This window comes from Mesorhizobium sp. P2_C5_2 (assembly GCF_056404535.1).
This window is the reverse complement of record NZ_JBFUDV010000001.1, coordinates 139,023-152,128: the sequence shown is the minus strand read 5'-3', so window position 1 is coordinate 152,128 and position 13,106 is coordinate 139,023. Positions and strand designations below refer to the sequence as shown.

The following is a 13,106-nucleotide window of genomic DNA, read 5'->3' as shown; positions in this document are numbered from 1 at the left end:
CATGTTTCAAAGCGCGCGGAAAAATCCTAGATCAGTGCGATGTCGAAGCGAATCGCCGGTCCCGAGATCGAACGCCTGATCCAGCTGCTGGCCAAGGTGCCGGGGCTAGGGCCGCGTTCGGCGCGGCGCGCGGCACTGCATCTGATCAAAAAGAAGGAGCAGCTTTTGTCGCCGCTTGCCGCCGCCATGGGCGAAGCCGCCGACAAGGTGCGCATCTGCACGACCTGTGGCAATGTCGATACTGCGGATCCCTGCATGATCTGCACCGATCCGCGCCGCGATGCCAGTACGCTGATCGTCGTAGAGGATGTCTCGGATCTCTGGGCGCTGGAGCGGGCAGCGGCCATGAATGTACGCTACCACGTGCTCGGCGGCACGCTGTCGCCTCTCGACGGCATCGGCCCCGAACAGCTCAACATCCGCTCGTTGGTCGATCGCGTCGCCGGCGGTGAGGTCAAGGAGGTGATCCTCGCCGTGAATGCCACGGTCGAGGGCCAGACGACGGCGCACTACCTGACGGACCAACTCTCGGGCTTCGAAGTCAAGGTAACCAGGCTCGCGCATGGCGTGCCGGTCGGCGGCGAGCTTGATTATCTCGATGAGGGAACGCTCGCCGCCGCGCTGCGCTCGCGGACGGCGTTTTGACGCAATTGGCGGGGAGGGTGCCTTCTGAGATGACAGCACTCCGTCCCACCCCCCTCTGTCCTGCCGGACATCTCCCCCGCAAGGGGGGAGATCAGATGTCGCGACGGGTTTCGCAAATGGCCAACGGCGCAGGATTATCGGCAAGGCCGAAGCTGCCAATCTCCCCCCGTGCGGGGGAGATGTCCGGCAGGACAGAGGGGGGTGGGACGGAACGAAAATCTCTAAAATTGGCTCTGCTTTCCTTGCTTGTGGCAGTCACGTTCCTCCTCATCTTCCCCGCCTCCGCCGCAAAAATCGACGACCAGTTCCGCGTCTGGCTGCAGACCGATCTCTGGCCCGAAGCCCAGACCAAAGGCATCTCCAAATCCACCTTCGACGCCGCGTTCAATGGCGTGAAGCTCAACCTCAAATTGCCCGACCTCGTCCTACCTGGCGAAAAGCCCAAAACCCCGCAAAAGCAGCATCAGGCCGAGTTCGGCTCGCCCGGCGCCTATTTCGCCGAAAAAACGGTGCGCGCCGTCACATCAGGCGGGCGCACGCGCGAGGCGGCCAACGCCAGGACACTGGCCGCCATCGAAAAACGCTACGGCGTGCCGGGCGAGGTGCTGTTGGCGATCTGGGGTCGCGAGACCGGCTTCGGCGCTGCGAAAATGCCCTACGATGCCTTCGAGGTGCTCGGCACCAAGGCGTTCATGTCGACCAAGAAGGATTTCTTCCGCACCGAAGTGCTGGCGGCGCTCGAGATCGTCGAGCGCGGACTGGCGCCGGTCGGCGCCATGAAATCGTCCTGGGCCGGCGCGCTCGGCCAGCCGCAATTCATGCCGACATCGTTCCTCAAGCATGCCGTCGATTTCGACGGCGACGGCCGGCCCGATATCTGGAACTCGACGCCGGACGTACTGGCCTCGATCGCCAACTATCTCGTCCACTATGGCTGGGTGAAGGGGCGTGGCTGGGGTTTCGAGGTGACGGTGCCGAAAAGCGTGTCTTGCTCGCTCGAAGGCCCCGACCAGGGCAAAAAGATCTCAGCCTGGGCGGCGATGGGCATCGGCCGCGTCGGCGGCAAAACGTTTCCGGCCAGCGAACTGAAGGCCGAAGGTTTTCTCTTGATGCCGGCCGGGCGCAGCGGCCCGGCCTTCATCGCGACGCCGAATTTCTACGTGCTGAAGGAATACAACACCAGCGACCTCTACGCCCTGTTCATTGGCCATGGCGCCGACCGTATCGCCCAGGGTGATGCCGACTTCGCCGGCAAATGGGGGCCGGTCGGCGGGCTGCACCGCTCCGACATCGCCGCCTTGCAGCGGGCGCTGGAGGCCAAGGGCTACGATGTCGGCAGCGCCGACGGCCTGCCCGGCTTCAAGACCCGCCGCTCGATCGGCAGTTGGCAGGCCAAAAACGGCCGCGCCGCCACCTGCTTCCCCGACGCCGATCTGGTCGCCGCGATCAAGTAGCATCGACAAGAGCAGATTCTTCCCCGTCGGCGGCTGCAATTGGCCGGCCATGCTTCGACGGCCGTCGCTCATTCCGCTCCAATATGCCGGCTCATAAATGCCCGTTGCCGGTTGGAGGGCTGCCGGATAGGGTGTTGACCAACTGGACAAAAACCAACACGTTAAGGGGTCGAACGGCCGTCCTACGGCCGCGAAAAAGAACGCTGTAGCCCTGAGCCGGGAACTCGGGGTCAACAATCAACAAAACAGGGAACAATCACCATGATGATGGAAAAGTTTGCTCTACGCTCGCGCGCATTGCTCGCAGGAGCAGCGCTGTCCGCGCTGCTTGTGGCGCCGGCCTTTGCCGTGACGCCCGCCGACACGCTGGTCGAAGGTTTTGCCATCGACGACATCATCTCCATGGATCCGGGCGAGGCGTTCGAACTGTCGACCGCCGAGGTCACCGGCAACACCTATGATCTTCTCGTGCGCCTCGATCTAAGCGACACCTCCAAGGTCAAGGGCGACCTCGCCGAGAGCTGGACCGTCTCGGACGACGGCCTGGTCTACACATTCAAGCTCAAGCCCGGCCTGAAATTCGCCTCCGGCAATCCGATCACGGCGGCCGACGTCGCCTATTCGTTCGAGCGTGCCGTCAAGCTGGACAAGAGCCCGGCCTTCATCATCGGCCAGTTCGGCATCAGCGGTGACAACGTCACCGACAAGGCCAAGGCTGTCGACGACACCACCTTCCAGTTCACCGTCGACAAGGCCTATGCGCCGAGCTTCGTCTTGAACTGCCTGTCGGCAACGGTCGCCTCGGTCGTCGACGCCAAGCTGGTCAAGGAACATGTCGCCGCGGTCACGCCGAGCGCCGACTACAAATACGACAACGACTTCGGCAACGCCTTCCTGAAGACCGGCTATGCCGGCTCCGGCGTCTACAAGCTGCGTGAATGGCGGGCCAACGAGGTCGTCGTTATGGAGCGCAACGACAATTACTTTGGCGAGAAAGCCAAGCTTGCCCGCGTCATCTACCGCAACATGAAGGAAAGCTCGGGCCAGCGCCTGGCGCTCGAGGCCGGCGACATCGACGTTGCCCGCAATCTCGAGCCAAACGACCTCGACGCCATCGCCAAGAACGCCGACCTCACGACCACCAGCGCGCCGAAGGGCACGGTTTTTTACATCAGCCTCAACCAGAAGAACCCGAATCTGGCCAAGCCCGAAGTTCGGCAGGCGTTCAAATATCTGGTCGACTATGACGCCTTGGGCTCCACCATCCTCAAGGGCATCGGCGAGATTCACCAGAGCTTCCTGCCCGATGGCGTGCTCGGCGAGCTGGACGAGAACCCCTTCAAGCTCGACGTCGCCAAGGCCAAGGAATTGCTGGGCAAGGCCGGCCTCGCCGACGGCTTCAGCGTAACCATGGACGTGCGCACCGGTCAGCCCATCACGGGCATGGCGGAATCGATCCAGCAGACGCTGGGACAAGCCGGCATCAAGCTGGAGATCATCCCCGGCGACGGCAAGCAGACGCTGACCAAGTACCGCGCCCGCAACCACGACATCTATATCGGCCAATGGGGCCAGGATTATTTCGATCCCAACTCCAATGCCCAGACCTTCGCCTCGAACCCGGACAATTCGGATGCCGGCAAATCCCATACGCTTGCCTGGCGCAACTCGTGGGATATTCCGGACCTGACCAAGGAGACGGAAGCAGCGCTCCTGGAGAAGGATGCCGGCAAGCGCGCCGATATGTACAAGGATCTCGAGAAGAAGGTCCTCGACACCAGCCCCTTCGTCATCATTCACCAGCAACTGGAAGTGGTTGGCCTGCGCAAGAACCTCAAGGGCCTGGTGCTCGGCCCGAGCTTCGATACCAACTTCGTCGGCTCGGTCTCCAAGGAATAGTGCCGGCGGACGCGCCGCATGAGCGCGGTTGAAAACGAAGTGGCGGCGGGGCGCGGCGGCGCCCGCGCCGTTGCTGCCGCATTATTCATCGGCCGTTTCCTTGTCATCGCGATAACGACCTATCTCGGTCTGCTCGCGGTGACCTTCTTCATCGGCCGGGTCATCCCGATCGACCCGGTGTTGGCGGTGCTGGGTGACAGGGCGCCTCTCAATGTAGTCGAGCGCACGCGCCGCGAGATGGGTCTCGATCTGCCGTTGATCGAACAGTTCTACCTCTATGTGAAAGCTGCGCTGAACGGCGATTTCGGGACGTCGGTGCTGACCACCAATCCGGTCATGACCGATATCCGTCGAGCTTTTCCGGCAACCATCGAACTGGCGACGCTGGGAACATTGATCGGTTCCGTGATCGGTGTGCCACTTGGCGTGCTGGCAGCGGTAAAACGCGGCAGTCTCATCGACCAGATCGTACGCATTGTCGGCCTGATCGGCTATTCCGTGCCGATCTTCTGGATCGGGCTTTTGGGGCTCGTCCTGTTCTACGCCAAGCTGCAATGGGTGGCTTTTCCCGGCCGCCTCGACATCGTCTACGAGTACACCTTCACACCGATCACCGGCTTTTATCTTCTTGATGCGCTGTGGCAGCGCCAGTGGGATGTCTTCTATGATGCATTCCGACACATCATCCTGCCGGCAGGGCTGCTCGGCTACTTTTCGCTGGCTTACATCAGCCGCATGACGCGCTCCTTCATGCTGAACGAGCTGTCGCAGGAATACATCGTTGCCGCGCGCGCCAAGGGCCTGTCGGAAACGCGCATCATCTGGGGCCATGCGCTGCGCAACGCGGCCGTGCCGATGGTCACCGTTATCGCGCTCTCCTATGCCGGGCTGCTCGAAGGTTCGGTCCTGACCGAGACCGTGTTCTCCTGGCCCGGCATCGGCCTCTACATCACCAATTCGCTGCAGAACGCCGACATGAACGCCGTGCTCGGCGGCACCATCGTCATCGGCTCGGTGTTCATCGGCATCAATCTTCTGTCCGACGTGCTCTACAAGCTGCTTGATCCGAGGACGAAGACAGGATGAGCGCCGAGGCAATCCAGACCCGACGCGACTGGCTGCTCAGCGAGCGGCCGGCTTCGCGCATGCAGGCCAGGCTCGGCCGCGCCTATGTCGCCTGGCGGCGCTTTTCCGCCAACCGGCTGGCGTTCCTCGGCCTGCTCATCATCATCGCGCTGCTGGTGGTGGCCGCCTTCGCCGATGTGCTGGCGCCCTATTCGCCGACCATCGGCGATCTGAAAAATGCGCGGCTGCTGGCGCCTAGTAGCGCGCACTGGTTCGGCACCGACGATCTCGGCCGCGACATCTATTCGCGCATTCTCTTTGGCTCGCGCTGGACGCTCTATGTCGTCATCCTTGTCGCCATCATCGCAGCACCCATCGGCCTTTTGGTCGGCACCGTCGCCGGCTATGCCGGCGGCTGGACCGATGCCATCCTGATGCGCATCACCGACATCTTCCTCGCCTTCCCCAAGCTGATCCTGGCGCTGGCCTTTGTCGCAGCACTTGGCCCAGGCATCGAGAACGCGGTGCTCGCCATCGCCATCACCTCCTGGCCGCCTTACGCCCGAATTGCCCGCGCCGAGACGATGACCGTGCGCAATTCCGATTACATCAAGGCGGTGCAATTGATGGGCGCCTCGCCGTTCCGCATCGTGCTGCGCCACATCATGCCGCTCTGCATCTCCTCGCTGATCATCCGGGTGACGCTCGACATGGCCGGCATCATCCTCACCGCTGCCGGTCTTGGCTTCCTCGGCCTTGGCGCGCAGCCGCCGCTGCCGGAATGGGGGACGATGATCGCGTCGGGCCGCCGTTTCGTGCTCGACCAGTGGTGGGTCGCCGGCGCGCCGGGCTTTGCCATCCTCATCGTCAGCCTCGGCTTCAACCTGCTTGGCGACGGCCTGCGTGACGCGCTCGATCCCCGGAGTGGCGACCAATGAGTGGTAACCAATGAGCGGCACGCTTCTCGACGTCGACGATCTGCGCGTCGACTTCCCGACCCGCACGGGGCTGATCCAGGCGGTGCGCGGCGTCACCTTCTCGCTCGGCCGCGAGCGGCTCGGCATTGTCGGCGAGAGCGGTTCCGGCAAGTCGCAGACCGGCCGCGCCATCATGGGGCTGACGCCGCCGCAGGCCCGTGTGTCGGCGAAGAAGCTCGCCCTCGACGGCATCGATCTTCTGGCCATGCCGGCCCGTCAACGCCGGGCGCTACGCGGCAAACGCATCGCCATGATCCTGCAGGATCCGAAATATTCGCTCGACCCGGTCATGAGCATCGGCCGGCAGATCGTTGAGACGCTGCGCACCCATGAAAAGGTCTCCAAGGTCGAAGCGCGTGAGCGGGCGCTGGCCATGCTGGAAGCGGTGCAAATCCGCGATCCCTCGCGTGTCTTCGACCTGCATCCGCACGAGGTCTCCGGCGGCATGGGCCAGCGCGCCATGATCGCCATGATGTTGATCGCCGGTCCGGAACTGATGATCGCCGACGAGCCGACCTCGGCGCTCGACGTCACCGTGCAGCTCGACGTGCTCGGCATTCTCGACCGGCTGGTCAGCGAGCGCGGCATGGGCCTGATCTTCATCTCGCACGATCTGCGGCTGGTTGCCTCCTTCTGCGACCGCGTCATCGTCATGTATGCCGGTAAGGTGGTCGAACAGCTCAAGGCCTCGGAACTGCGCGACGCCCAGCATCCCTACACACGCGGCCTGCTCAACTGCATGCCCAGGATCGGCTACGAACGCCATCCGCTGCCGGTGCTCGACCGCAAGCCGGAGTGGGCGGCATGACCCCAGCCATTTCCATCGACGGGCTGGAGGTGGTGTTCGACCGTTTTCGCGCGCTGAAGGGTGTCAGCCTCGAGGTGAAGTCTGGTGAGTCCTTCGGGCTGGTCGGCGAGAGCGGCTCCGGCAAATCGACGCTGCTGAAAGCCATCGCCGGTCTGGTGCCCGCCAAATCCGGCACAATCACCGTCAATGGCAAGACGCTCGGCGCGCACCGTGACAAAGCATTCTATCGCGAAGTGCAGATGGTCTTTCAGGACCCCTACGGTTCGCTGCATCCGCGCCAGACCGTCGACCGTCTGCTGCAGGAGCCGCTCGCCATCCACGGCTTTGCCGACGGCGAACAGCGTATCCAGCGCGCGCTGGACGAGGTCGGTCTCGGCAACGGCTTCCGCTTCCGCTACGCGCACCAATTGTCGGGCGGCCAGCGCCAGCGTGTCGCGATCGCCCGCGCGCTGATCCTCGAACCGTCGATCCTGCTGCTCGACGAACCGACCTCGGCCCTCGATGCCTCGGTGCAGGCCGAAGTGCTCAATCTGCTCGAAGAGGTTCGCCGGCGGCGCAAGCTGACCTTCCTGATGGTCAGCCACGACCTCGCCATCATCACCCATATGTGCGAACGGCTGATGGTGATGCAGAACGGCGAGGCGGTGGAAAATCTGACGGCCGGCCAGCTGATCGGGCACCGGGTAGAGAAGGATTACACGCGCAACCTGTTGAGGGCGAGCGAGGGGTTTGTGAGGGGGTAGGGTAGCCTGCGCAGCGTTCTTGCGCGCCCCCCTCTGTCCTGCCGGACATCTCCCCCACAGGTGGGGAGATTAGCTGTCATCACGGTTTTCGCTAATCACCGGCGTTGCAGAATGGCGCGGCGTCAAAACCGCTAATCTCCCCCCTCGTGGGGGAGATGTCCGGCAGGACAGAGGGGGGCGCGAAGGAACGCGACCTTGCCTTACGTCTCCGCAACAGCAGCGCTGCCTACTACAGCGTTGTCCTGCTCCTCCCTAGGCTCCTTGATCCTGAACCACGTCACATACAGCGCCGGCAGGAACAGCAGCGTGATCGCGGTACCGGCAATGATGCCGCCCATCATGGCGTAGGCCATAGGTCCCCAGAACACTTCGCGCGCGATCGGGATCAGCGCCAGGCTGGCGGCGGCCGCCGTCAGCGCGATCGGCCGCATGCGGTGCTCGGTCGCTTCGATGACGGCCGCCCAACGGTCCTTGCCTTCCCGCACCAGATCCTCGATCTGCACGATTAGGATGACCGAGTTGCGGATCAGGATGCCGATCAGCGCCAGCACACCGAGAATGGCGACGAAGCCGAGCGGCGCGCCGCTGGGCACCAGTGCCGCGACGACGCCGATCAGGCCGAGCGGCGCCACCGCCACCACCAGGAACAACCGCTGGAAGCTCTGCAGTTGGATCATCAGGATGGTCGCCATGACGAACAGCATCAGCGGCACCACTGCGGCGATCGGTCCCTGGCTTTTGGCGCTTTCCTCGACCGAGCCGGCGGTGGCGACCGAATAGCCCGGCGGCAGCTTGGCGATGAAGGCGTCGACCGACGGCTTAAGCTCGTTGACGACGGTGGCCGGCAGCACGTCGCCGACCAGCCCGGCGCGCACGGTGATCGTCGGAATGCGGTTGCGGCGCCACACCGTCGGCTGTTCGAGGTCGTAGCGGAAGTTGGCCACCGCCGCGAGCGGGATCGCTTCGCCGTTCCCGGTCGGCAGCTGCATGTTCTGCAGCGTGTCGATCGAGCCGCGTTCGGCCTCGCGTGAGCGGGCGATGACGTTGATCAGATAGGTGGCGTCGCGCACCTGGGTGATGGTGGCACCGCCGACCGTGCTGTTCAGCGCGCTGGCAATGTCGGAGGAGGTGATGCCGAGCTGCCGCGCCTTGTCCTGCAGCACATCGACCCTCAGCACGCGTTGCGGCTCATTCCAGTCGAAGGTCGGCGCCGCCAGCTTCGTGTTGACCGAGATCAGGCCAGAGAATTGCTGCGCGAGGTCGCGCACCTTTTGGATGTCGGGTCCGCCGACGCGGTACTGCACCGGGCGCCCGACCGGCGGCCCGAGTTCGAGCGGCTTGACGAAGGCATCGGTGCCAACGAATTCCTCGCGCAGCAGCTTCTCCAGTTGCGGCTTGAGGCGGTTGCGTGCCTCGATGCTCTTGGTGACGATGACGGTCTGGCCAAAATATGGATTGGCCGGCTGCACGTCGAAGGCAAGCAGGAAGCGCACCGCGCCCTGGCCGATATAGGACGAGAAATGATCGACGTCGGTGTTGCCGGCCAGCGCGCGGCCCTCGAAACGCTCGATCTGGTCGCGTGTTTCGGTCACCGACGAGTTCTGCGGCAGGTTCCAGTCGACGATCAGCTCCGGCCGGTCCGAAGGCGGAAAGAACTGCTGCTGGACGAGGCCGAAGCCGGCTATCGAGCCGGCAAACAACAAGACCGTGACGAAGATGGTCAGCCAGTGATGGCGCACGGAGCCTACGAGCACGCGCCGGAACAGGCTGGTGAAGCGTCCCGGTTGCTCGTGCTTTTGCTTCATCGTCGCCGGCAGGATGGTGACGCCGAGCAGCGGCGCAAACAGCACCGCCACGATCCATGATACCAGGAGCGAGACCGCGATGACGACGAACAGCGTAAACGTGTATTCGCCGGCGGCGCTGTTGTTGAGACCGATCGGGATGAAGCCGGCGACCGTCACCAGCGTGCCGGTCAGCATCGGGAAGGCCGTCGAGGTGTAGACGTAGGTGGCCGCCTTGCGCAGATTGTCGCCGACCTCCAGCCGCGCCACCATCATCTCGACCGCAATCATCGCATCGTCGACCAAAAGGCCGAGCGCGATAATCAGCGCGCCCAGCGAAATGCGCTGCAGCGAGATGCCGAGATAGGCCATGACCGTGAAGGTGATGGCCAGCACCAGCGGGATCGACAGCGCCACGACGAAGCCGGCGCGCATGCCGAGGCTGATGAAGGACACGGCAAGCACGATGGCGACCGCCTCGGCCAATGCGCGGGTGAAGCCCGAAACTGCTTCCTCCACGATCACCGGCTGGTCGGCGACCAGATGCACGCCGACACCGACCGGCAGATCGGCCAGCACCTCGTCCATTTTCTTCTCCAGTGCGGCGCCGAATTCGAGCAGATTGGCGTTGGGCTTCATGCCGATGGCCAGTCCAATGGCGTCCTGACCGTTGAAGCGGAACAGCGCCGTCGGCGGGTCGGCATAGCCACGCCGGATCGTCGCCACATCGCTCAGCCGGAAGAAGCGGTCGTTCACGCGCAGATTGATGCCGCGCAGGCTCTCCTCGGAGGTGAACTGGCCGCCGACGCGCACGCTTACGCGCTCGGGCCCGGATTCGACGACGCCCGACGGGGTGATGGCGTTCTGCGCCTGCAGGCTGGCCACGATCGCCTGCTGGTTGAGGCCGAGCGCTGCGATCTGGCGGGTCGAGAACTCGAGATAGATGGCTTCGTCCTGCGCGCCGACCAGATCGACCTTGCCGGCATTCGGCACAGCCAGGATCGCGGTCCTGACGTCCTCGACATAGTCGCGCAGCTGGCGCGGCGTCAGCCCGTCCGAGGTGAAGGCGTAGATATTGCCGTAGACGTCGCCGAAGCGGTCGTTGAAGAAGGGCCCCTGCACGCCTTGCGGAAACTGCGGCGCGATGTCGTTGACCATGTTGCGCACCTGGGTCCAGTTCGACACGACATCGCGCGCCTTGGTGGTGTCCTTCAGGTTGACGAAGATGACGGTCTTGCCCGCCGTGGTGACCGAGCGGGTGAAGTCGAGACTGTCCAGTTCCTGCAGCTTCTTTTCGATGCGATCGGTAACCTGCCGCACGGTCTCGTTGACCGAGGCGCCGGGCCAGTTGGCCTGGACGATCATGGTCTTGATGGTGAAGTTCGGATCTTCCTCGCGGCCGAGATTGAGGTAGGCGAAGATGCCGGCAACGACGAAGACCAGCATGAAGTACCAGACCAGCGAGCGGTGGTTGAGCGCCCAGTCGGAGAGGTTGAACCCCTTCATGACGCCCCTCCTTGCGGGATCTTGACCTTCTGGCCCTCCACCAGGCTGTGGACGCCGGCGGTGACGACGCGCATCCCCGCTTCGAGCCCTTCGGCGACGATGAAGCTGGCGCCGTTCTTCGAAGCGATCTTGATGCCGCGCGTCGAGACGCTGGACGTCTGCTCGTCGACGATCCAGACCTTGTCGCCACCATTCTTCTGCAGCAGCGCCGACAGCGGCAGCTCGATCGTCGGCGCCACTTTCGCCACCCGTGTCGCCGTCACCGTCGAGCCGAGCCGAAAGGCTTGAGGCGGATCGGTGAGCGTCAGCCGGACGCGGCGGCTGCGCGTCGAGGCGTCGGCCTGCGGCGCGATCTCGCGCAGCGTCGCCTGTGTCTGGATGGACGGCAGCGATTGCAGGATGACGTCGAACGAGGTGCCGATAGCCAGATCGCCGGTCAGCTGGTCGGGAATGTCGACGACCGCTTCACGTAGATCCGAGCGCGCCACGGTGACGATGGTCTGGCCGGCCGAGACCGTCTGGCCGACTTCGGCGCCGGTGGCGGTGACGACGCCGTCGAAGTCAGAAAACAGTCGGGCGTAACCCAGCTGCTCCTGCGATTTGGCAAGGGCTGCCTTGGCCCGTTCGACGCCGGCTTCGGCTGCTTGCCTCGCCTGCTGCGCCGCGTCGAAGACGGCCTGCGAAGTGTTGGCGGCGGCAAGCAGTTGGCGCTGGCGGTCCTCGCTGGCGGCGGCGTTGGTGAATTGCGCCTCGGCATTGGAAAGTTCGGCCTTGGCCGCCTGCACCGCAAGTTCCAGCGCCGTCGGATCGAGCGTGGCGATCGTCGTGCCCTTGCTGACGATATCGCCGACCTTGACGTCGCGCGAGACGACGCGGCCGAGCAGGCGGAAGGCAAGGTCGGCGCTCACCTGCGGCTCGATGGAACCGGCAAAGCCGAAGGTCTGCGTCGTCTGCGGCTCGATCACCATCGACAGCACCGGCCGGACGATCTCAAGCGGTTTTTCCTCTGATTTCGAGCAGGCAGCGAGCGCGGTCAGCGCAAACAGGGCAGGCACGAGAAGCAGGGTGCGCAGCCGCCTCATTGTCCGGCTCCTGAGATATCGACAGTCTGTCCGGGGCTGAGCAGCTGGCCGCCGGCGGTGACGACGCTTTGGCCGGCCTCCAGTCCCTTGTCGACGACGACCACACCGGAATCGAAGGCCAGCACATTGACCAGGGCTGTCGCCACCGCCTTGGTCGAGGGATCGACCACCCAGACAGCCGGCTTGCCCTCGATCGAGGTCAGCGCCTGCCAGGGCAGGATGACCGCTTTCGCCGGTATGGCGTTGACCGAGCCGATGACGGTGGCGCCGAGCGGCATGCCGGCTGGTGTGTCGGCAATGCCGACCTTGACCCGGACCGACCCCGAAGCCGGATCGACCGCCGGCGAAACTTCGCGCACCTTGCCTATCGCCTTCACCTGCGGGTTAGCCAACAGCGTGATCGTTACCGACGGCGATGGCGCCGTCTTGGCGACCAGCGTTTCCTGGACATTGAACACCGCGTCGCGGTCGCCGTCCTCGGCGACGGTAAAGACGGTCTGTGCTGCCTGCACCACTTGCCCGGCTTCGACCTGGCGGGCGGTGATGACGCCGGCAGCGCCCGCCTTGAGCTCGGTGAAGGACAGGTTCTCCCTCGCATTGGAGAGTGCGCTCTGCGCCTGGTCGACACTGCCTTGCGCCACCTTCCGCGCCTGGTCGGCCGTATCATAGTCGCGCCTGGTGGTGAAACCCTGGGCAAGCAGCGTCTTTTGCCGTTCGAAGGCGGCGGCGGCCTGGGTCAGCTGCGCCTGCGCGGCATCGAGATCGGCCTGCGCCGAGCGCAAATCGGATTCCTGTTCCTGCGGATCGATGCGGGCAAGCACGGCATCCTTGTCGACATGCTGGCCGACATCGACAAGCCGTTCGGCGACGCGGCCGCCGACGCGGAACGACAGATTGTTCAGCGTGCGCGCCGCGATCACGCCGGTCAGCGAGGTCCTCGGCGCATAGTCGGCCACCGCCACGGTCTCGGTGCGCACCATGATCGGCAGTTTCTTGGCCGCCGCCTCCTGCTTCTGACAGCCGGCCAGAACGAGCGGCGCCATCGCACAGACGATGATGATGGGAGAAAACGAGAGAAGGCCTGGGGCCGGGGGCTGCGGGGCGGACGATGTCGCGTTCCTGCTCATGGGGTCCCTCACCGAT

10 protein-coding genes are annotated in these 13,106 nt (G+C 64.3%); 7 read left to right on the top strand and 3 right to left on the bottom strand.

Features of this window, described 5'->3' with window-relative positions; genetic code table 11:
- The first annotated feature begins 39 nt into the window (after window positions 1–39).
- The 7 genes from recR to AC1D1B_RS00675 all read left to right on the top strand — a co-directional run bounded on the left by recR (window position 40) and on the right by AC1D1B_RS00675 (window position 7,591).
- A complete protein-coding gene (gene recR / locus AC1D1B_RS00705) occupies window positions 40–645 on the top strand; it encodes a recombination mediator RecR (protein ID WP_477300492.1) in 606 nt (201 codons plus the stop codon).
- A gap of 179 nt (window positions 646–824) precedes the next feature.
- Entirely contained in the window at window positions 825–2,099 is a 1,275-nt protein-coding gene (locus tag AC1D1B_RS00700) for a lytic murein transglycosylase (RefSeq protein ID WP_477328820.1), read from the top strand.
- A gap of 261 nt (window positions 2,100–2,360) precedes the next feature.
- Window positions 2,361–3,998: an ABC transporter substrate-binding protein gene (locus AC1D1B_RS00695; protein ID WP_477263949.1), complete on the top strand. Its 1,638-nt coding sequence runs from the start codon at window positions 2,361–2,363 to the stop codon at window positions 3,996–3,998.
- Window positions 3,999–4,016: 18 nt separating this feature from the next.
- On the top strand, window positions 4,017–5,084 hold the full coding sequence (locus tag AC1D1B_RS00690) for an ABC transporter permease (RefSeq protein WP_477328819.1): 1,068 nt from the start codon (window positions 4,017–4,019) through the stop codon (window positions 5,082–5,084).
- Window positions 5,081–6,001 carry a nickel transporter permease gene (gene nikC / locus AC1D1B_RS00685; protein ID WP_477328818.1) on the top strand — a complete coding sequence of 307 codons (921 nt, stop codon included), beginning with the start codon at window positions 5,081–5,083 and terminating at the stop codon, window positions 5,999–6,001. The genes AC1D1B_RS00690 and nikC overlap by 4 nt, the downstream gene beginning before the upstream one ends.
- A gap of 10 nt (window positions 6,002–6,011) precedes the next feature.
- A complete protein-coding gene (locus AC1D1B_RS00680; RefSeq protein WP_477328817.1) occupies window positions 6,012–6,848 on the top strand; it encodes an ABC transporter ATP-binding protein in 837 nt (278 codons plus the stop codon).
- The gene (locus AC1D1B_RS00675) at window positions 6,845–7,591 is read left to right on the top strand and encodes an ABC transporter ATP-binding protein (RefSeq protein WP_477328816.1); all 747 of its coding nucleotides are present in this window, start codon (window positions 6,845–6,847) and stop codon (window positions 7,589–7,591) included. Before AC1D1B_RS00680 ends, AC1D1B_RS00675 begins: the two co-directional genes overlap by 4 nt.
- Before the next feature lie 200 nt (window positions 7,592–7,791).
- On the opposite strand, the gene AC1D1B_RS00670 is transcribed toward AC1D1B_RS00675, so the two are convergent.
- The 3 genes from AC1D1B_RS00670 to AC1D1B_RS00660 are packed head-to-tail and all read right to left on the bottom strand — an operon-like array spanning window position 7,792 to window position 13,090.
- Entirely contained in the window at window positions 7,792–10,881 is a 3,090-nt protein-coding gene (locus tag AC1D1B_RS00670; RefSeq protein ID WP_477328815.1) for an efflux RND transporter permease subunit, read from the bottom strand.
- Window positions 10,878–11,963, bottom strand: coding sequence for an efflux RND transporter periplasmic adaptor subunit (locus AC1D1B_RS00665; protein WP_477328814.1), 1,086 nt, complete (start codon window positions 11,961–11,963; stop codon window positions 10,878–10,880). The genes AC1D1B_RS00670 and AC1D1B_RS00665 overlap by 4 nt, the downstream gene beginning before the upstream one ends.
- On the bottom strand, window positions 11,960–13,090 hold the full coding sequence (locus AC1D1B_RS00660) for an efflux RND transporter periplasmic adaptor subunit (protein ID WP_477328813.1): 1,131 nt from the start codon (window positions 13,088–13,090) through the stop codon (window positions 11,960–11,962). The genes AC1D1B_RS00665 and AC1D1B_RS00660 overlap by 4 nt, the downstream gene beginning before the upstream one ends.
- Between the last annotated feature and the right edge of the window lie 16 nt (window positions 13,091–13,106).